Consider the following 19,650-nt stretch of genomic DNA (forward strand, 5'->3'; position numbering starts at 1 on the left):
GGCGGTTATGGACGCGATAAATACCGCCAGTGGGGGCAAAAAATGACAAAGAAAATAATGCAAAAGGGCGAAGTTAATAACCCAGTAAAAAAGCGCAGAACAATGGCCCATTGGATCAAGGAGTGTCTGTTCTATATCGTCTTCGTTAGCCTCATTTCCATCGGGGTCGATCTGTGGCGATCGCAAGATATGCCCAGTGCCACAGTCACGCCCATACAGGCACTATCGATGGAAGGAAAATACATTGATGTGATGGAGATGAGTAAAGAGAAGCCCGTTGTCGTCTACTTTTGGGCCACTTGGTGTTCGGCTTGTCAATTTGTTACTCCCACCATCAATCGAATTGGTGATTCTTATCATGTTGTGGGGGTTTCTGGCGCATCAGGAGAAGACCGAAAATTGGCAGGATTTTTGCGGACGCATGGCTACCAGTTTTCAAATATCAATGATAGCCGAAATACCATCTCAAGAGCGTGGGGAGTCACCGTCACTCCCACCATAGTGATCATCAATAACGAACAAGTGACGTCTATTACCACGGGCATAACAACCCCACCGGGGCTTTATGCGCGGCTATGGCTGTCTCACTTATAAGTTTCTCTTCGATTCCCAAACAAATCCCTATTTGCTATGTCGTGATTTATTGCTAAATCATGACCGTTTTCTAGTAGACGAGAATCTGATTTGGCCTTACTATTCGCTTGTTTGGGGAGTAGTCGCCTTTAGTTTACTTATCGTCATCTCGTTAAGCGTTCGCTTTTCCGGTAAGTATAAGTGGATTCATTACTATTGAATCTGACTTCGACAAGACCAACACAATCAAAGCGATATAGAGAACGTTCATGTGCTCTGTATCGTACATTTTGTTTGTGGAGGGCTTCGTTGCTGAGGTTACTGACTTGAGTTTACTGATTTCAAGCTTACTGACCTAAAGTGATCGATGTACGATCCCTCCACCCTGGAGGAATTATGTCCCTAGAAATTTACTTCGTTTTTGGTTTACTCACGCTTATCTTGGTTTTGCTCGACATTTGGCAGACCCGAGGCGGGAATATCTCGATCAAAAAAGCATCTATTTGGAGTGTCGTCTGGTTTGCTTTCGCTTTTGTGTTCGCGCTAACCCTTTTCTTTTTTTGGGATATCTACGCGCCAGACAGTGACTATTCAGCTAAAAAAGCCTCAATGTCTTTTATTACGGGGTATCTGCTAGAAAAGTCGTTGAGTGTCGATAATCTGTTCATCTTCGCCATCATATTTCATCAATATGCGGTTCCTGAACACTTAAGACCCAGAGCCTTACTTTGGGGTGTGGTTGGCGCATTAGTCTTAAGAGCCATAATGATTAGCGTGGGCGCTCAGTTACTAGAGCAATATCATTGGCTACTGTATTTGTTCGCGTTGTTTCTAATATGGACAGGGATTAATTTAGCAAGAGATAACGGCCATGAAGAGCTCAATCCACTGCCAGAGAAAATAATACGTCGTTTGATTCCTGTCACTGATGAGTTCAACGGTAATGCACTGTTGGTGAAAATTAAAGGGGCATGGATGGCAACACCAATGCTGATTGTGATTGGTGTGATTGCGTTTATGGATGTGATGTTTGCTCTGGATTCAATCCCCGCGATCTTTGCTGTAACGCGAGAGCCGTTTTTGGTGCTTGCAGCGAATGTCTTTGCCTTGATCGGGTTGCGTTCCTTGTATTTTGTGCTGCAAGGCATGATGGACAAATTTGTGTACTTAAAACCTGCATTGTCATTTGTGATGGTCTTTATTGGTATCAAAATGCTGCTGGTGGGCACCGATTATGAAATTCCGACCTACATTTCATTGATTGCATTGCTGGTCACCATGAGTATTGCGGTTATTGCATCTGTCAGGCAGCAAGTTCAGAAAAAACCACCTCAATGTGGCGTAGACAGCATCGCTGAATAAGGCTGAATAAGGCATGTTCATGATCCCGAATTGACGATAACCAGGTACTCAAACCATTAAATCTTGGCCTGCGGCTATTGAACCTTTCATTAGCCGCTATTCAGTCGCTATTCGTTGGTCGTTCATTGCGTGCCAATAATAAACAGCTTGCGGGATGGATTCTGAAATGGGCATCCTTTAAAATGAGGCTAATGCTGGCGAACGTTGCCAAACCAAGGAATACAATCAGATGAGCGATCTTACGCTACAACAAGAAAATGCACTCGCTACTTTTAAGAATAACCTGCACTTACCCAACAATGGATTCCATACGTTAATTATTGATTTGAGCAAAGAGTACCATTTGCCTTTTCAAAAGGTGCGAACGGTTTTATTGAAAAGCCAACGATCTATTGAGAAAAAAATCCGTAACGAATTTGAGGCCGTCAGCCATCGTGAACTAACGAAAGAACATTGGCTTGAGTTAATCCACGCCGCCTTACATGACTTAGCCCAACACAATACATCGGTGATGGAACTGCTAGCAAAAGATACCCATTATCAAAGTGCAAAAGCCGCCATGTTGATGCCCATCAGCACAGAAGATGAACGCGAAGTGATTCTAGAAAACCTATTCTATGCCTACGAAAAAATCGTGTTCAAACCGTTAGCCGCTATGCTTCATACTAGCCCACTTTATTGGAAGTTAATGCGGGCTGAAGAGCTGTTGCAAATGACACTCACTCACCGAGAGCACTTTACGGATTACCCGCAGTATATGGAAGCGGCAGCGTGTTTATTCGAACTAGACAGCACCGTTCGCTCGATTGAGTTATCCCAATAATGAGCTAGGCCGCTATTAAGCTGGCCCAGTAAGCAGTATTCGCCCAAATTACCTTAGAGAAAAACAATATGAGACATCTTACGACTATGGTGCATCCGAGTGTCGAGCACCTTGATGATAAAATTATCTTTAAGCGCAATGCTGCCAGAGCTATCGTTGTTGATGGTGAAAACATCTTGCTCCTCTATACCGAGAGATACCACGATTACACGATTCCGGGTGGCGGATTAGACGATGGTGAGGATGTGATTGCGGGTATGGTCCGTGAATTAGAAGAAGAAACGGGTGCTCAAAACATCCATGCCATCAAACCATTTGGCCTAGTTGAAGAGTTTCGACCGTGGTACAAAGATAACGCCGATGTAATGCACATGATCTCTTACTGCTACACCTGCAAAATCGATAGGCAGTTGGGCGACACCAACTACGAAGATTATGAAATTAAGAATGGCATGAAAGCGATGTGGGTCAATATTCACGATGCGATTGCCCATAATGAAAAGACCATCGCGGAAAGTGATAAAAAAGGCATGAGTATAGAGCGAGAAACCTTCTTGCTTCATTTAATTGCCAAAGAGATGATTTAGCCAAACACGAACACTGACATACAAATACCGACATCTAAAAACAAGAAATCCGAGCGTTATCGGCTCGGATTTTAAAAACATTCACCACAAGGTGTTGAATCAATTAGCGTCAGCGACGGTTTAGTCAGAATCGGCTAATCAAGGCGTCTATTTTTTGCCTTGTGTCGATTGCTTATCTTCTTCAGTCAGTTCACGAATACGGCGGCTGATATCACGACGTGCTTTAGAGATTTCAGCACTCTTAATAATGTGGTCATCCACGCGATCTTCATAGTCCGCTTTCATGTTTTTGATGATAGCAACGATTTCGTCGTGGCTCATGTCTGACTTAATGTAATCCATTAAGTTTTCTAGGAGATCGACACGCTTACGGTTATCGCGAACTTTCTTTTCGTTATCTAAAAGCTCACGTTTTAGTTTATTTTTACGACGAGCTTGGTTTACGATTTCAAATACACTACTCATAGGTTCCTTTTCCCAATAATTAATGTTAACTACCAACGATTAAAGCACAAGAGCCCAAGACATAACAGTCTTTAGATCAATACCATTCAGATCTTGCCGAATAATTAACCAACCACTGATGTACGCATTGTTTTCTTAGTTTGAATCACTATATTATGTCGTCCACAGAGAAGAGAACCGAACCCCATGAACCCTTCAGACATCATTGTACCTATAGAGCTTCAAGTTCAATCTATAGAAGAAGCCCATCGCATTGACGAACCTCAACTCGATGACAGTGTTGAAGGCTTGCAAGCGTTATCGTATAAACTTCGAGATGCTTACCGATCTGAACGAGAAAGGCTTGAAGTGACGGAAGTAGAATTAAACCGTTCTCGCATTTTTATGGTTGATAAAAATGGCAATATGAGAATCGTACCGCTAATGTCAGAACATTAGTGGTGTAAATTAGAGTCCAGAATAAGCGAAACCGAGAAGGATGATGAATATATGACGATCGAATTAACGCCACTAGAAGCTAGAATTATCGGCTGCCTGATTGAGAAAGAAGTAACCACGCCTGATTATTATCCTCTCACGCTCAATAGTCTCACCACCGCCTGCAATCAAAAGAGTAATCGTGAGCCTGTTATGGCCATCACCGATGCGGAGGTTCAAGACACCCTGGAAGCGTTGATTGCAAAACGTTTAGTAAGTGATGAAAGTGCCTTCAATAGCCGTACAAAAAAGTACATTCATCGTTTCTGTAATACCGAATTTGGTGATTTGAAGTTTACCGAACAAGAACGAGGCATCGTGTGTTGTTTGCTTCTTCGTGGCGCACAAACACCTGGTGAGCTGAGAACCCGCACCAACCGATTGTGTCAGTTTTCAGATGTAAAAGAAGTGGAGTCGATTCTAGACGCCATGAGTCATCGTGATGCGGGAGCTTTGGTGGTGAAACTGCCAAGAGAACCGGGAAAGCGTGAATCACGTTACCAGCACCTATTTAGTGGCGAAGTTGATATAGAAGCTTTAGCCGCTGCGATTCCAACACCCGCTGCCGGTAATTCAAGAGTTGAACAGTTGGAAGCGGAAGTTTCTGAGTTGAAGCTTGAACTTAGCGATATGAAAAAAGACCTTGATGAAGTCAAAGCACTTCTAGAGAGCTTAACCAGTTAATGACCGATTCTAAAGTGAGTGCTAACTGGTATGTATACTTAGTTAGGACTCCTAGTAACGCATTGTATTGTGGTATCACTACTGATGTTGATCGTCGCTTCCAGCAGCACTGCTCAGGTAAAGGGGCGAAAGCGCTCAAGGGGAAGTCACCTTTGAGCTTAGTTTGGAGTGATGTCGCAGGCATGAATCGCAGCGATGCTTCTAAAATAGAACATCGTTTAAAACGTATCCCAAAAGCGCAAAAAGAGTCCTTGGTTACTGGCGATTTGTCATTGGATTTATTGTTGAAAACCCAATAAATGCAAAAATTCGGTGCAAGTTGTGAACATGTATTAACCTTATTTATGGGAACATAAAAAAGGTTGGTAAGGAAATGAAACAACTAACAAAATTATCAGTGGCGATAGGCTTAGTCATATTGGCAACAAATTCTTATGCTGCAACCTCTGTGGCTGATGCTCGAAGTAATGGTATGGGGAACACCGGTGTGAGCACCGCAGACTACCTTTTAGCGCCATTTCATAATCCAGCATTGGCTGCGGTATACCGAGATAATGATTCCTTTGGAATCCTACTTCCAGCGGTCGCGGGTAATGTTCGAGATACCGATAAGACCATAGATACCATCGATGACTTGCAAGACACGATTACAAAATATGAAGCGAACTCTTCTGACACTTCGACAATTGATGAGCTCAATACACATCTGAATACATTGTCAGGAAATAAGCCGATTGTCGCCAGTGGTGGCGTCGGTGCGGCGGTTGCAATTCCTTTGAATGCTCTATCGATGAATATTTTTGTACGAGGTTATGCAGAAATACTGGCGCTTCCAGAGATAGCGCCAGAATCGGCGGGTATCCCTACTCGATATGAAACTTCAACGGTGGACATGGTCGCCTTTGGATACAGTGAGATTGGGGTGGCATTAGCAAAACGCTTTTCGTTCAACGGGCAGGACTTTGCGCTGGGCATTACGCCCAAATTTCAAGATATGACGACGTATAAGCAAGTGATCAGTGTTGAAGATTTTGATATCGGTGATTACGACCAAAGTGAAACATCGAAAAGTGCGTTCAATCTTGATCTCGGAGCCGTGTGGTTGTACAACCACTTTAGAGCGGCTATCGCTGTGAAAGATCTTATCTCTCAAGAGATTGATACCGTCGTTGCTGTTAATGGCTCTACTCAGTATAAATTAGATACCCAGGTAACCGTCTCTGGTGCGTATGCAATGGAGTACTTCGTCGCGACAATGGACTGGGATTTAACTGATCAATCGCGATTTAGCGGTTACAACGACGATACGCAATTTCTTCGCTTTGGCGTGGAAGGAAATGCATTTGGGTGGGCGCAACTTCGAGCTGGCTACCAAGTCGATCTGGAAGACACGCTTGATGATTCTGTCACTGCAGGCATAGGAATAAGCCCAGGAGACTTAGTCAGTTTAGATTTTGCAGGGAATTATGCAGGTGACAACCAATATGGGCTATCAGCAAATCTAGCGTTTACGTTCTAGTCGTCGCTTTTATTCGTGTATTAGTTTGCGCTTTTTTGCTCTTGTCTGCGCTGAATGGCTTTTGCTTTTGCTTTCGAGAACGAGACGGTAAAAACTAACTCGTTGGATGGCCGGTCTATAATGGCTTTAGCGCTCTTACCTTCCGGGGAAAGAGCGCATAGAATAAGAATTCAAATAAGAAAATGATCTCAATGATGCCAAATATATCGCGTTTAATCACACTGGTTATTTTACTACTACCCTCGACCACTGTTTACGCGCATTCCACACAAGAGCTGTCGGATTACTGGGGTTATTATGAATTTTTAGAGGCGCACCCCTCCGAATACGCGCTAACGAATTCATTAGCGACGCTAGTCAGTGAATCGCCGAAAAAGCTGTCTGTCACTCAGGATCGTCCGGTGACTATTTCGATTATTTACCCCGGTGATCAGATTTCCGATTATTGGGTGCGAAATATCAAAGCCTTTGAATTGAGAATGAAAGAGCTAGGCATTAATTACCAATTAAAAAAGGTGGTGACGCGTATAAACAGCGATGTTCGACAACAAAATGAATCGCTAATGCAAGCGCTTAAAGATAAATCGGATTACTTAGTTTTTACTTTGTATACCGTTAGACACCGCAAGTTTATGGAGCATGTACTGGGTTCGACGGACACTAAATTGATTCTACAAAATATCACCACACCCGTTCGGTCTTGGGATGATAGGCAGCCTTTTATGTACGTAGGTTTTGACCATGCGAGAGGGACCAAGCTTTTAGAACAATATTTTAAACAAAACATACCTGAAAAGAGCGCGTATTCAATGCTCTACTACTCAAAGGGATACATCAGTGATGCGCGAGGCGATACCTTTATTCAAGGGATGAGTCACCAAGGCAATTACACGCTTTCGTCCTCATTTTATACTCAGGCGACGAGAGAGTCAGGCTACCAATCGGCATTACGAGCACTGGACAATCAAAGTGATATTTCATTTATTTATGCCTGTTCAACTGATGTTGCATTAGGGGCGGCTGACGCATTGAAAGAGCTTGGCCGTGATGACGTTATTCTAAACGGTTGGGGAGGGGGCAGCGCAGAACTTAAAGCGATTGAGATGGGTGAGTTAGACGTCACTGTGATGCGAATGAACGACGATACGGGCATCGCCATGGCAGAGGCGATTAAACTTGATCTTGAAGGCGCGAAAGTTCCCGTTCTGTATTCTGGAGATTTTGAGGTCGTCACCTCAGACGATGTTGGTCAGCGATTAGACGAGCTTAAGCGTTACGCATTTAGGTATTCGGATTTAGAATGATATTTAGACTGTCTTTGAGCAATAAATCGACAAATCTAGCGACACTTATTACTAGAACTGTATTCTCGGTGATGGCTGCTGTGACGTTGTTTGTTTTATTCCAAAATTCGCAGGCCACCTCGCGTGCAGTAGACTCAGAAGTAGAAAGAACACGACGCCAAACGAACAGTTTAGTCCAAACTCTATTTAACTTAGAACTGACATCGTTACGAACGCAGCAAGACAGCTACAGCAGAAATGAAACATTAATTAAGGCATTGCACAGAGAGAATACGGATTTACTGGAACAATTCTTTACCGATATTGATGAGTTGAATCCCCAACTCCCCCCCGATTTTCGTTACCTTACCATCCAAGATAAGATCTTTTGGGGGGATGAAAGCTACACTTTTTTTGGGATAGAAGATGATTCATTGACAGAGATGAGCCAAAGCATGAACCGAAGCGGCAACTGGTACCTCGTTAGGGCGTCGTCCTTGTTAGGTTCGAAGATATTGCTATTAAGACGAATCCCAATTGTCGATCTAAGTACGGGTGAAGTATTGGCGATGTATCACATAGGTATCGTTCTCAATAGTAATTACTCTTTAATGGATGCCATAAAGCAGGGAAGTAATTCAGACAATGCATTAATGGTGATGGACAAGGAAGTGATCGCGTCAACCATTGGAAATGTGAATACCGACTATGAGGATCATGATGTCCTTAGCAATTTCGCAGGCTTAGCCACTTCAGGCCGCTATATCGTGGTTGCAACACCTTTGAGCATCAGTGGCACATCGACCTCTATTACCATCTATACCGTACAAAGTCGCATATCCCCCGTTGAATTTAATTATCACTATAACTGGTGGGGTGGTGTCCTCATGGTGTTTATGCTCCTACTCGGTATCGTTACCTGGTACTGGTTAAATAAACGAGTGTCAGCGGAGTTGGATTCTTTGATGGACTATGCAGAAAGCTCTGTCGATAAAAGGGAGATCACACACTTTGTGGGCAGTAAAGTGAAAGAGTTTGATCTCATAGGAAATGCGTTAGAGCACTCTTTTAAACGTTTGACTGAACAAGAAAAGCAATTTGAGGATCTGTTTAACTTCTCTCTTTCGCCGATACTGTTTTGGAATACACAAGGGGAAATAGTAAAAATAAACCCAGCCGGAGAAAAGTACTTTAATGCCCATAAAGCCGGCGATGGTACCCATCAAATCCTGGTTGACCAATTGTGGCCTAAAATAAAAATGGCGGCACAAGGCGCGACGCTGACAGGCGTTAATATCCCCATTGCTGAAAAGACGTTCCGTTGGAATTTATCGCCGATAAAAGTGAATGAACATGTCCGATGGATTATCACTCAGGGACAAGATATTACGAGTCTAATTAATGCGGAAAAACAGAGTGAAGCGGCGCGAGTTCAAGCGGAAGAATTAGCCCGATTACGAGCTGATTTTCTTGCAAAAATGAGTCATGAACTAAGAACACCACTGAATGGCATATTGGGTGTATCGCAGTTACTCAGAGGTTCTACCCTCGATCCGGTGATGCTAGAAAACATCAATGTACTGTGCAACAGCGGTGAGCATTTATTAGCTGTTCTTAATGACATCCTTGATTTTTCAAAAATAGAGCAAGGTAAATATAAGATCAAGCGTTCTTATTTCGCATCGATTGAAATATCCAAAACCATAGAGAAAATATTTTATCCCTTGTGCCAAGAGAAAGGTGTGGAGTTCGTCGTAGAAACAGACTTTGAGGAAAGTGACATCATTGCTACTGACCAAGTTAGATTGAATCAAATTTTATTTAATCTAGTCGGTAATGCCATCAAGTTTACTCACGAAGGTTCCGTCAAAGTAAGCATTACTCACACTGACAATTCCCACACTGAAAATAGTGTAGGCTCCCTGTTACATATCAGAGTCTCAGACACGGGGATAGGCATTGATGCGTCTCTTTTGGAACGTATCTTTGAACCCTTCGTTCAGGCCAGTTCATCCATATCTCGCGAATATGGTGGGAGTGGCCTAGGCCTGACGATTACCAAAAGTCTGATTGAATTGCTTGATGGGCGATATGAGATTGATAGTGATCTAGGACGAGGTACCACGTTCTCAATTGATATTCCGGTTGAAAGAGTGAACCGTGAGGTGTCGACCACAACAGACAATCTTGGAGAAACCGAAACCGCGCCTGCAGAGCTGTTTGACCGATCACTAGACGTATTACTTGTAGAAGATAACCATACCAACGCATTTATCGCCCGAGCGTTTTGTGAAAACTATGGCATGAATATTACGTGGGTGAAAGATGGTCAAGCGGCCATAGAAGAGGTAAAAAATCGACAATACGATTTGGTACTGATGGATAATCAATTGCCTAAGTTTAGTGGAATAGAAGCGACTCGAATCATCAGGGAAGAATTGCAGAGCAAAGTGGCAATTTTCGCTTGTACAGCGGATGGCATGCTCGACACTAAACAAGAATTTTTGGATAAGGGCGCGGATTACATCATTGTAAAACCGATCAAGCAAAATGAACTCTACCAAGCTTTCGTTTACTTAAAAGAAGAGTGCTTGAGCGAGTAACATAGGCAACAGTGTGTTAGGAGCATCCGGTTTATAAAGCGTTTGATAGTACGGCAAGTTCTAATATTTTGTTTTTAATGCTGTCGTTCATTTCGATGGGAGCGCTGAATCGTATCCCGATTTTATGTCCCTCTTTTTGCTTTTGAATATTCGCAATAGTGTATTTAATATTTTTATCAAGCAACTCAGTGACTTCAGATTGCACCTCGATCACGCTGCTTAATGTGAGCTCGTTTTCGCCAGCAAGAAACAGGGCACAGCCTGATACCGAAATATCCACTAAATGACCCTGATAGGTTTTGGTTTCCTCGGTGATAACCGCGGGTATGTCGAAAGAAAAGCGCTCATGGGTGCGAGTCGGTTTTGAAATAAAATGCTTAGGCTGACGTAAAAATATAGCATGCACAGGGCGAGATATTTTACTCAGTATCCGCGTTTTAAATGCGATCACATGGCCCAGTTTGGTATGGCAGATACCTCGAATAATGATCGAAGTATTGTCAATTTTCCTCATCAATAACGCTTCTTTAGCCTTTGTGGGCATATCGATCACGATATAGTGTTCACTCTTGTGCCCAATGATATGCGTCGCAAACGATAAGGTATCGTTAGGGCCAAACTCGATAACTGCCGAAAGCTTTAGCCCGGGGATTAGTAAAGGGTACAGGTCAGTGATGGAGTTTGAACGAGGCTTCATAAGTAAAAATAAACGAAAAGTGATAATTTAAATTATACACATCGTATTTTGAGCTCGCTGTGAAATATCGCCCTAAGATTAAGAATCGAGAAGACGGTAACAGTTCGAGCCAGTGTTCGACCGGCTCGCTCAATGTTATAGAAGTATAAAGCTCATTAACTTAATACTTGAATGTTAAAAACCGAAAGCTACCGAGCCAACTTATGATGAGCCCTGGAAAAATGACCCGCACAAAAAGCGCCCACGATAGAAAGCTCTCCGGCTAAACACAATACGGCTGCGACTTCAGCGAGTGCTTGAGATTTACCGGTACCATGTAACCCCAATATATCGAGGCAGGCTTTTTGACTGGGTAAGTTGGTTCCTCCGCCTACCGTCCCAACCATGATATTAGGTAGAGTGACACTGGCATAAAGCCCACCGTGTTTGTTGAGCTCCATTCGTGTCATACCTACCGCAGATTCTCCGACACAGGCGGCATCTTGGCCGCAAGCGATATAGAGCGCTGCCAGTGCATTGGCATAATGAGCGTTAATGCCTATCGTACCACTCAGCGCTCCACCGACGGTTGTCATTTGCCCAAATTGCATCATTTTTTCAGGGGTGGTGTGCAAATATTTTTGAATCAGCGCTTTTGATAGGTGTACCTCTGCCGTTACTTTTTTACCTCTTACGCTACGAAGAGAATGCGCATTCGGTTTTTTGTCGCCAGATAAATTGCCGTCTAAGAAAGCGTACTCTGGCTCAACGGGTGTTGCCGCTAGAATATGCTCGAAGACGGCGTTGGTGGCGATGGTCACCATATTTTGACCAGAAGCGTCGCCGGTTAAAAACTCAAAGACTAAGTAAACGTGGTTGCCTTCAATGTTCACACTAATATCGGTCAGTTTTCCGTAAGATGTGGTTGCCTGAGCGAGTTGTTTAAAGTGGTCGTATTGTGTGGTGATCCAAGCAACAAATTCGCCCGCCTGTTGCAAATTGTAGAACGCAAACCCCGGTGTGCGCGTGACGCCTTCATTTAATAACATGGCGCTGGCTCCGCCTGCTGCGGTAATGAGCTGCGAACCGCGATTATAAGATGCGACTAATGCGGCTTCGGTGGTGGCAAGAGGCACCAGAAAATCATCGCGTGCGAACAGGCCGTTAACTCGTAATGGGCCTGCAATACCCACAGGGACTTTGACTGTGCCAATAAAATGCTCAATATTTTTCGCATAAGCGTCTTTTTGCTCTAACGTTGATGCATCAAGAAGTTGCGCTTGATCTGTCATAGAGCTTAGCTTTTGCCACCGCTTATCGAGATTTTTGTCCGTAAGAAATGGGCTAGGCGTTAGCCGAAGTGAAGGCTTATCGAGATTAGGCTTAAAAATGTGCTCTAAGTTAAAGGAGCTTTCGTCGCCATGCAGAATGGAAACGTAATCACGTCGGTGTAAATGTAATTTAGGCATAGAAAGTCGAATCTTATAATTTTCAGAGATTCTACTGTGAAAGCAAATAAACTCAAGGCTGTTAGACACTTCACGTTAAAAAGTCATCACTAAATATGAATATCAAGCAAGGTTCCGATCATCTCTTGATCTCTTTGCAACATATTAGTCCCAATTTTGCTGTACTGGGTTGCTTGGTTCAGTTTGATTAAAGGTTCCGTATAGGATGCGACGTATTCATGTTTTGGTGCGTCAAAGTTGACTTCATTAAACTTTAATCCGTCTTTATCGATTGGAGACGTTGGTTCAGTCGGGGTAGCTAAAGAAGATTGAATCGGGAGGGCTTGTATTTCTTGCGCGGCTTCTTCAGCCATCTTAGATGACTGTTCAATAATTGGGTATCCAGACTGTATACTCGAAATTGACATAGGGCCCCCTCTACTAATAAAAGCTTAAGTCCTATTTGCAATTTCTGCAAGTTGTGCTAACCAGATTGAGCTAATTACGAAAAAAGGCTAGAGATGAGGTTGAGCTCTTCTTCAGTGACCAATTTAGCCACATTATTCCCAAGGCTATGTTGAATTTCACTTAACAGGCTTTTCAGTTGCTGCGGTGTCAATAAATGCAACTGAGTTTTCAATTGCTCAAAGTTCGATGGTGTCATAAACAACCCCCCCCAGTGGACTTTTATTTCGGCTTCTATTTGAACGTAATGAGATAGTAAATAACGGGGCCGTAGTAATGTCCGAATAACGTAAGTATTCTGTTATATGGTTGTTTATTGAGCAATCTGTTGCAGTGTTTTTTATCTTTTAACCAGGTTCACACAGTACTCTCAGTGCTGTTACTTTCCTTACTTTTAACTCGAACCGCCAGTTTGCTCGCCAGAGAATGCAGCTCAGGAATCATTCGATAAACCAAATGCAATTGCTGCAACACCATTCTAGCAGATTTATCATCATCTTCTCGCCATTCATTGAGTCGTCGGGTTAAGTCCAAATCGTCAATCAATGTGAGATCGCAACGCTCACATTGGTCAAACAACTGTTGATGAATCAAATTAAGATGTTTATGGACAACACTGTGCGTGTCTAATATTAATTGGTGAATCGTCATATCGTCGATTCTGGTTCTATGTGCGCCTAACGCTGAAATGTAGCTTAACAGGGCATGGTTCAAGGTTAAAAAACGGAAGCTTTCATCCACTAATGTTTGATACTTTCCAGGCTCTGAAAGCATGGCGCTTATTGCGTAGGTTAAGTTCGCATCGGCGTCGTGGGCTTGCCTGCGCGCCATTCGATAATTAAGTGTGTCTTTCTTACCGATTCGATATTGTGCGATGACTTGACCTAAGTACGCATTATTAGAATCGACGGCACTGGCCATGACTTTATGTAATCGTCTTGACTGCCACTCTGGAAAAATAAACATCACGGCAGCGACCGCGAGCGTACAGCCTATAAGTGTATCGGTCAGTCGCGGTAAAAGGACAGCATACCCTTCGCCCAATTGATTAAAACAAAACAGCACCAGCAGAGTGATGAACCCTGTCGCAAAGCTGTAGTTGTTGATGCGAAACGCAAAGAACATCACACCCGATATAATAATCAGTACCAATTGGCTCGCTTGAGAGGGGAATAGTGCTAATAAGGGCGCTCCAATTAACAGACCTGCAATCGTACCAACAACGCGAGAGGTCAATTTTTGTTTGGTGGCGCTGTAGTTGGGCTGGCACACAAACAAAGTGGTCAGTAAGATCCAGTACCCTCGATCAAGATCAAAGGCTTGCAGTATCGCGTAACCCACCGTTAACGCGAGCGAGAGCCTAACCGCATGCTTGAATAAGAGAGAGTCAGTACTAAAGTTGCTTTTTATTCGCAGCCACATACTTTTCAACGTATGGGCGTCCGTATCAAAAAGGCTGTCTTCTTCAAGTTGGTTCACATCTGGAGAACTCACATGGTTCAGCTGCTTTTCAACGGTAGCCAGGTTATTAAATAGATAACCAAGCTGGGCAAGGGATACGCGAGACTTCCCTTTTTCGTCTTGCTCAAGATAAGTCAGGGACTCTTTCAGTTCGTCTAACGCAATGATCGATTCACTCGAATGTTGATAAGGTGTCCCTAAGCGGATCGATTGAGCGATGTCTCGACATGCATTCGCTTGAGCTTGAAGCACATGTTTGAAACGAAACATAACATCTGAACGTTGGAAATCTTGCGCTAATTCTTGGTAACGATAGTGACTAGAGCTGGCGCGTTCATGAATATCTTGCGCCAAAAAGTAGATACTAAAGAAGCGGCTATTTCGATTGTCCATTCTTCCACGTTTTGAGCGTGTTAATAGTGTCGATTTACTGTGATTGAGCGCGGTTACCGTGGTTGCGTTGAGTTTTGCTTCCGCAATACGATGCGGTTGAGGAATCAAATTTGAGACGGGGTGAAATAGATTACTCTTAGATTCAAGGTAGTTGGCTAGCTGTAAGAAAACGTTGGCTAAACTTTGCTGAACGGGCTGCATCGGCCAGAAAGAGTGCCAAACCATAGACATGAAAAAATACCAAGCCGCGCCAGTTAATAGCAATAAGGGCTGAAACCAGATATTGGTACTGGTGTGTGCGCCTAGCATCGCATAAATTGCGATAAGCAGGGAACCAAAGGCAATACTTGCGTATCTAGGGCCAATGGCTCCAAGCATAATGAAGCCAAAAGTAGAGAAGGTTAGGCCTACTGCAAACAGTATTGGGTTTTGAAATAACACCTCAATTGAAATCGCCGCAAAGGCAAAACAACACAGGGTTAACATTGAGAATTTGAGTCGGCCTGTGAATGAGCTGTCGTTTTCCGAAATAGCGGCTGCGATAATACCAAGAATCAGAGGGATAATAAGAGAATTGAGTTGGTAATACCAAGTGGGAATAACAACACCGAGTAAGGTCACCAAAATGAGCAGGCTATAGTTGATGGTTTTATTTGCCCAATAAAGGCGAATCTGATTGGTCAATGACACGAGCACAAGCTTTAAAGTGTAAAACAGCAGTGTAGCAGATTTTTATAAAAAGGCGCTAACCTTATGAGGTAAATAGAAAAACAATAAAGCGTTTGGAATGAAATCAAACCAATGGGATGGGTAAAACGTCAAATTTTGACATTAATTTATCACTTAGACAGACGGCTGTAATATACTCATTCTACAGCAATTTTGGACCACTTTTTAATGCAATTAGCCGCCAGTAGAACCGCCCAGTATTTGATTCAAACCGAATACCATCAGGTCGAACTTCAATCAACTCTGTTGATCCTCTCCTCTCAGTTAGAAGAAGAGCACATTCCATTCCATGTGTGGAATGGCGAAGTCACCTTAAAGCGCGGTTTGTTATGGGGAAGTATTCAGTTTTTTGCGCATGAAGAGTCCGGTGAGCGACACTCTTGGTTGGTACAAGGTTTACCGTGGGAAGAATGCAGAGAATTTGTACGTCATGCTATAGCAAGTTATCAAAGGTGGCATCACGATCAATGCGAGCAACTGAATCAAATTTTGCCAAATTGGGAAAAGGAATTGAAAAGGCTAACCCATCTTCCTTCTTTCTTGTCCCATTCCCAAGTCGCCGCTTGGTCTGAAAACGTATTTAAGGGTTTTTCAGATATAGATATGACACTGGAAGAAGCCACACAACGAATGCCTAATCGAATGAAGGCTCTAGAACCTTGGTTGTTAGAGCCAGAATCGACGTTGCTGTCGCGCAATGATCAGTGGCTAGAAACCGAACGCTTAAACTGGGGCGTGCTGTTTAGTCAGTTAGAATCGTCTCCTTTGAATGTATCTCAGCAAAAAGCGGTATTGCTGAACGATGATCATAACTTAATATTGGCTGGAGCAGGTTCAGGTAAAACCAGCGTCTTAACAGCACGAGTCGCGTATTTGCTGCAAAGTCATACCGCACAGCCCGAAGAGTTACTGTTGCTGGCTTTTGGCCGAGAGGCCGCCAGTGAAATGAGCCAACGAATCGCGGATAAAATTGGCTTAGCCGGTGATCACGTTAAAGTCAGCACCTTCCACAAGCTTGGACTACACATCATCAATGAGGTGGAAAATCAGAGAGTGGAGGTGTCGCCGATTGCCGTTGATACCAAACAGCGAGAAGCCTGGTGTATTGACTGGCTAAAAAAACATTGGATGACCCCTACCAATTTCAAACGCTGGCAAAAGCACCTTTCCACATGGCCGATCGCCTATTTGGCTGGCGACGATGAGCTAGGTAGTCACGTAGAAAACCCGAAATTGATTGCTTGGCTTGAAAAGCAACTTACTCAACTTTCTGCCAGTGGCTTAACCAAAAATCAGATCCAAGAAAAGCTCATTTCTCATCGTGACTATACGCGTTTAAATAGCGAGATAGGGTTGGTTTGGCCATGTTATCAGGCGTGGCAACAGATGCTTAAAGAACAAAATCAGATTGATTTCAATATGATGATACGCCGTGCTACCCAATACGTAGTGACGAACAAGTTCAAGAGTCAGTGGCGTTACATCATGATTGATGAGTATCAAGATATTTCGCCGGATCGCTTGGCACTCATTGAAGCACTCTGTCATCAGCCTCGAAGTGTTCAAGAACGTGAATGTGTTCTTTTTGCCGTAGGCGACGATTGGCAATCTATCTATCAATTTGCGGGCTCAGACGTAGATCTGACCACAGGGTTTGAGGCGCGTTTTCCGCACTCAACAGTGCATTATCTGGATACAACGTATCGATTTAATAGCCAAATTGGCGCGGTAGCAAACCGATTTATTCTACAGAACCCGGCTCAGATGGATAAAACGTTATCCAGCCATAAAGAGATCAAGCAAAAGTCGGTGTATTTGGCGTCTATGAATCGTATTGAAAAAACACTCGATCAGTTGAATAGGCAAGCCAAGAGCAAGAAAACTGTTTTGTTGCTCGGGCGAAATCACTACCACAGACCTGAATTATTAGAAGAGTGGAAAAAACAATATCGGTCACTCGAACTTGAATTTATGACCTGCCATGCAAGTAAAGGTAAGGAAGCTGACTTTGTGTTGATATTAGCCGTCGATGAAGGACAGTTTCCTACCAAAGTGAAATCCCTCCATTTGAATGGCGCATTGACCGAATCTAGAGATTCTTTTGCTTATGCGGAAGAAAGGCGGTTATTTTATGTCGCAATGACCAGAGCCAAAGAAAAGGTTTGGATCTTCCACACCGGAAATGGCTCGGGTTTTGTTCAAGAGCTTTCCGATTCCGATTACCCCATAGTAAAGCAAAAATAGCACGGGTGATCTCCGCGTGACCTCTGCATGGGAAAAACCTGCGATAAGAAACAGCGCCTATTTATAGAGGCGCTGTTAACCAAGAGCGAGCTTAATTTCCTTGTTTATTGACACTAGCCTGTAGATAACCGCCTGTAGATTGTCGTCTACGACCTTTTGACTGCATTTTTCTAAAGCGGCCATGCTATGTGTTAAGTACGGCTTGCTAAGTAAGCCTCGTAATCGGGAATTTCAATCTCAACTTCTTGCTCTAATAGAGGTGACTCGATCAGGAAATTAGCCGTTGCTCTGTTGGTTGCCACAGGAATGTTCCACACACTGGCAATACGCAGAAGCGCTTTCACATCTGGATCATGCGGCACGGCATTGAGTGGATCCCAGAAGAAGATCAACACATCAATTTTCCCTTCTGAAATAAGCGCCCCGAGTTGCTGATCGCCACCCATTGGGCCGCTTATCAAACTCTTTATTGCGAGCCCAGTTTGCTTACTGAGCATATGCCCTGTGGTGCCAGTGGCATAAAGAAAATGACCCTGAAGTTTTTCCTTATTCTCAATTACCCAGCGAAGGAGTTCTGGCTTGTAGTGGTCATGAGCGACTAAAGCGACATTTTTATGTGCTGGCATAGTGCGAGTTGTTTTTTCCATGTAGGGTTCCTTAGTAATTATTATCTCTATCATTATGAAAACCTAGTGGTTAATCAATAGGGCGTACCGAAAAAGTAGGTCTATAACCAGAAGGAGAGAGAGAATTTAAGATCGAGTCAGCCTGAAAGTCCGAACGGGTAATGGATTGGATGGCAGGGGCTTCATTACGCGCATAAGGTTTGTGGCTCAAGAAACGGTATGCCTGTTGGACAGATAATCGACCTTGCATAACCATTTGGTCCGTTGGAGCAAACTCGACTCTTCCACGTACAATGCCACGATACACGCCGTGACTTAAATAGGTCGATACCAATTTGATTTGATCGGTCTTGCCCATAATTCTTATTTCTGAAATGGCGGCTTCAATGGCGACAGCGCTACCAACAAGATAATCAAGATCGTTATTTTCAATCAGCTCCTGCACCAAGTTCCTCTGAAGCTCTTTGTCGTTGTCCGCCCATTGCGTTTCAACAATATGGATATCACTGCCTTCGATAGCATCGATAAACCCTTGAATGACGGGCTTAGTGCCCCCACTGGATACGGGCCCAGGAAGAAGCGCAATATTCACCTTGCCTGATCCAGTAGGGTGTTTCCCTAAAAGGTAATGTCCAGTTGAATGCCCCATCCAATACCAGTCGACACCAACCGTACCTTTTAACAAAGGGAGATTCGCATCATTGAGTTCAAGGTGATTAACGGCAGCAAAAATGGGGGTTGTGCCCGTCAGTTGAAACAAATCATCACGGTATAAATTCGGCGCGACTGTGCCTAGAATAATCGCATCGGCGCTCCAATCAACGCAGTCTTTTAATTGTTGCTTTTGTTTGTCTTTATTTGGGTAGCCACCGGATTCAAGAACCTTCAGGTTGATGGGAAGATTCGCAGCCTCTTCTACCATGCCATAATTGATGGAAAGCCAGTACGAGTCTTTAAGGTGAGGATATACCGCACAAATCTTGTAGGGTTTGTTCTCTTCAGTTTGGGTTATTTGGGCTAATAGCTGTGTTGGAAAGAGAGTTAAGGCAACACTGACCACGGATAACAGGGCATATGAAAGACGCTGTAGAAATAGAAAAGTTACAGACACCGAAGGTACAGCCCCAGTCGTTTTCGACACAGACCGGGTAGAAATAGATCTTGTAGACATAGAACGTCTGTACATAGTGTTATTCGTTGGCATCTTCATCATAAACACTGCAAAATATGGT

The 19,650-nt window shown here is 43.5% G+C and carries 19 protein-coding genes; 11 read left to right on the forward strand and 8 right to left on the reverse strand.

The window, feature by feature from the left end; translation table 11 throughout:
- From A1QO_RS16690 to A1QO_RS16705, 4 genes are all read left to right on the forward strand, one after another.
- On the forward strand, positions 1–594 hold a 594-nt coding region (locus A1QO_RS16690), incomplete at its 5' end, for a thioredoxin domain-containing protein (RefSeq protein ID WP_017041395.1).
- A 375-nt stretch (positions 595–969) separates the two neighbouring features.
- On the forward strand, positions 970–1,935 hold the full coding sequence (locus A1QO_RS16695; protein ID WP_017039806.1) for a TerC/Alx family metal homeostasis membrane protein: 966 nt from the start codon (positions 970–972) through the stop codon (positions 1,933–1,935).
- A gap of 229 nt (positions 1,936–2,164) precedes the next feature.
- Positions 2,165–2,758, forward strand: coding sequence for a hypothetical protein (locus A1QO_RS16700; protein ID WP_017039654.1), 594 nt, complete (start codon positions 2,165–2,167; stop codon positions 2,756–2,758).
- A gap of 68 nt (positions 2,759–2,826) precedes the next feature.
- Positions 2,827–3,345, forward strand: a complete 519-nt coding sequence (locus A1QO_RS16705) for an NUDIX hydrolase (RefSeq protein WP_026026652.1) — start codon at positions 2,827–2,829, stop codon at positions 3,343–3,345.
- 147 nt (positions 3,346–3,492) lie between these two features.
- Here the strand turns inward: A1QO_RS16705 and A1QO_RS16710 are convergent, their stop codons facing one another.
- On the reverse strand, positions 3,493–3,810 hold the full coding sequence (locus A1QO_RS16710) for a DUF496 family protein (RefSeq protein ID WP_017033709.1): 318 nt from the start codon (positions 3,808–3,810) through the stop codon (positions 3,493–3,495).
- 186 nt (positions 3,811–3,996) lie between these two features.
- Between A1QO_RS16710 and A1QO_RS16715 the strand changes: the two genes are divergently transcribed.
- From A1QO_RS16715 to A1QO_RS16740, 6 genes are all read left to right on the forward strand, one after another.
- A complete protein-coding gene (locus A1QO_RS16715) occupies positions 3,997–4,248 on the forward strand; it encodes a hypothetical protein (RefSeq protein WP_017041396.1) in 252 nt (83 codons plus the stop codon).
- 51 nt (positions 4,249–4,299) lie between these two features.
- On the forward strand, positions 4,300–4,971 hold the full coding sequence (locus A1QO_RS16720) for a YceH family protein (RefSeq protein ID WP_017033707.1): 672 nt from the start codon (positions 4,300–4,302) through the stop codon (positions 4,969–4,971).
- A complete protein-coding gene (locus A1QO_RS16725; protein WP_017033706.1) occupies positions 4,971–5,270 on the forward strand; it encodes a GIY-YIG nuclease family protein in 300 nt (99 codons plus the stop codon). Before A1QO_RS16720 ends, A1QO_RS16725 begins: the two co-directional genes overlap by 1 nt.
- A gap of 74 nt (positions 5,271–5,344) precedes the next feature.
- Complete coding sequence (locus A1QO_RS16730; RefSeq protein ID WP_017039653.1) at positions 5,345–6,490, forward strand: conjugal transfer protein TraF; 1,146 nt, start codon at positions 5,345–5,347, stop codon at positions 6,488–6,490.
- Between the two features lie 182 nt (positions 6,491–6,672).
- Positions 6,673–7,794: a substrate-binding domain-containing protein gene (locus A1QO_RS16735; RefSeq protein ID WP_017039652.1), complete on the forward strand. Its 1,122-nt coding sequence runs from the start codon at positions 6,673–6,675 to the stop codon at positions 7,792–7,794.
- A complete protein-coding gene (locus A1QO_RS16740) occupies positions 7,791–10,376 on the forward strand; it encodes a LuxQ periplasmic sensor domain-containing protein (RefSeq protein WP_017039651.1) in 2,586 nt (861 codons plus the stop codon). The genes A1QO_RS16735 and A1QO_RS16740 overlap by 4 nt, the downstream gene beginning before the upstream one ends.
- A gap of 31 nt (positions 10,377–10,407) precedes the next feature.
- On the opposite strand, the gene A1QO_RS16745 is transcribed toward A1QO_RS16740, so the two are convergent.
- The 5 genes from A1QO_RS16745 to yccS form a co-directional block, all read right to left on the reverse strand.
- Positions 10,408–11,073, reverse strand: a complete 666-nt coding sequence (locus tag A1QO_RS16745; protein ID WP_017038187.1) for a PilZ domain-containing protein — start codon at positions 11,071–11,073, stop codon at positions 10,408–10,410.
- A gap of 188 nt (positions 11,074–11,261) precedes the next feature.
- The gene (locus tag A1QO_RS16750; protein WP_017033701.1) at positions 11,262–12,521 is read right to left on the reverse strand and encodes a hydroxymethylglutaryl-CoA reductase; all 1,260 of its coding nucleotides are present in this window, start codon (positions 12,519–12,521) and stop codon (positions 11,262–11,264) included.
- 89 nt (positions 12,522–12,610) lie between these two features.
- On the reverse strand, positions 12,611–12,928 hold the full coding sequence (locus A1QO_RS16755; protein ID WP_017033700.1) for a hypothetical protein: 318 nt from the start codon (positions 12,926–12,928) through the stop codon (positions 12,611–12,613).
- Positions 12,929–13,002: 74 nt separating this feature from the next.
- Positions 13,003–13,164 (reverse strand): hypothetical protein, encoded by a 162-nt coding sequence (locus A1QO_RS20485; protein ID WP_017033699.1) that lies wholly within the window; start codon positions 13,162–13,164, stop codon positions 13,003–13,005.
- A 158-nt stretch (positions 13,165–13,322) separates the two neighbouring features.
- Complete coding sequence (gene yccS, locus A1QO_RS16760) at positions 13,323–15,509, reverse strand: YccS family putative transporter (protein WP_017033698.1); 2,187 nt, start codon at positions 15,507–15,509, stop codon at positions 13,323–13,325.
- A gap of 207 nt (positions 15,510–15,716) precedes the next feature.
- Between yccS and helD the strand changes: the two genes are divergently transcribed.
- The gene (gene helD / locus A1QO_RS16765) at positions 15,717–17,792 is read left to right on the forward strand and encodes a DNA helicase IV (protein WP_017041397.1); all 2,076 of its coding nucleotides are present in this window, start codon (positions 15,717–15,719) and stop codon (positions 17,790–17,792) included.
- A 191-nt stretch (positions 17,793–17,983) separates the two neighbouring features.
- Here the strand turns inward: helD and A1QO_RS16770 are convergent, their stop codons facing one another.
- Both A1QO_RS16770 and torT read right to left on the reverse strand, forming a co-directional pair.
- Complete coding sequence (locus A1QO_RS16770; protein WP_017033696.1) at positions 17,984–18,439, reverse strand: methylglyoxal synthase; 456 nt, start codon at positions 18,437–18,439, stop codon at positions 17,984–17,986.
- Between the two features lie 49 nt (positions 18,440–18,488).
- Positions 18,489–19,604: a TMAO reductase system periplasmic protein TorT gene (gene torT / locus A1QO_RS16775; RefSeq protein ID WP_017033695.1), complete on the reverse strand. Its 1,116-nt coding sequence runs from the start codon at positions 19,602–19,604 to the stop codon at positions 18,489–18,491.
- Positions 19,605–19,650: the final 46 nt, after the last annotated feature.

The organism is Vibrio genomosp. F10 str. ZF-129, assembly GCF_000287055.2.
In the GTDB taxonomy this organism is placed as follows: Bacteria; Pseudomonadota; Gammaproteobacteria; order Enterobacterales; family Vibrionaceae; genus Vibrio.

Bases quoted from the DNA above. Each gene is read 5' to 3' on its own strand.
- torT (WP_017033695.1), bottom strand. From the start codon at position 19,604: ATGTACAGACGTTCTATGTCTACAAGATCTATTTCTACCCGGTCTGTG.
- A1QO_RS16770 (WP_017033696.1), bottom strand. From the start codon at position 18,439: ATGGAAAAAACAACTCGCACTATGCCAGCACATAAAAATGTCGCTTTA.
- A1QO_RS16715 (WP_017041396.1), top strand. From the start codon at position 3,997: ATGAACCCTTCAGACATCATTGTACCTATAGAGCTTCAAGTTCAATCT.
- A1QO_RS16700 (WP_017039654.1), top strand. From the start codon at position 2,165: ATGAGCGATCTTACGCTACAACAAGAAAATGCACTCGCTACTTTTAAG.
- A1QO_RS16720 (WP_017033707.1), top strand. From the start codon at position 4,300: ATGACGATCGAATTAACGCCACTAGAAGCTAGAATTATCGGCTGCCTG.
- A1QO_RS16725 (WP_017033706.1), top strand. From the start codon at position 4,971: ATGACCGATTCTAAAGTGAGTGCTAACTGGTATGTATACTTAGTTAGG.
- A1QO_RS16740 (WP_017039651.1), top strand. From the start codon at position 7,791: ATGATATTTAGACTGTCTTTGAGCAATAAATCGACAAATCTAGCGACA.
- A1QO_RS16705 (WP_026026652.1), top strand. From the start codon at position 2,827: ATGAGACATCTTACGACTATGGTGCATCCGAGTGTCGAGCACCTTGAT.
- A1QO_RS16695 (WP_017039806.1), top strand. From the start codon at position 970: ATGTCCCTAGAAATTTACTTCGTTTTTGGTTTACTCACGCTTATCTTG.
- A1QO_RS20485 (WP_017033699.1), bottom strand. From the start codon at position 13,164: ATGACACCATCGAACTTTGAGCAATTGAAAACTCAGTTGCATTTATTG.
- helD (WP_017041397.1), top strand. From the start codon at position 15,717: ATGCAATTAGCCGCCAGTAGAACCGCCCAGTATTTGATTCAAACCGAA.
- A1QO_RS16710 (WP_017033709.1), bottom strand. From the start codon at position 3,810: ATGAGTAGTGTATTTGAAATCGTAAACCAAGCTCGTCGTAAAAATAAA.
- A1QO_RS16730 (WP_017039653.1), top strand. From the start codon at position 5,345: ATGAAACAACTAACAAAATTATCAGTGGCGATAGGCTTAGTCATATTG.
- A1QO_RS16755 (WP_017033700.1), bottom strand. From the start codon at position 12,928: ATGTCAATTTCGAGTATACAGTCTGGATACCCAATTATTGAACAGTCA.
- A1QO_RS16750 (WP_017033701.1), bottom strand. From the start codon at position 12,521: ATGCCTAAATTACATTTACACCGACGTGATTACGTTTCCATTCTGCAT.
- A1QO_RS16735 (WP_017039652.1), top strand. From the start codon at position 6,673: ATGATCTCAATGATGCCAAATATATCGCGTTTAATCACACTGGTTATT.
- A1QO_RS16745 (WP_017038187.1), bottom strand. From the start codon at position 11,073: ATGAAGCCTCGTTCAAACTCCATCACTGACCTGTACCCTTTACTAATC.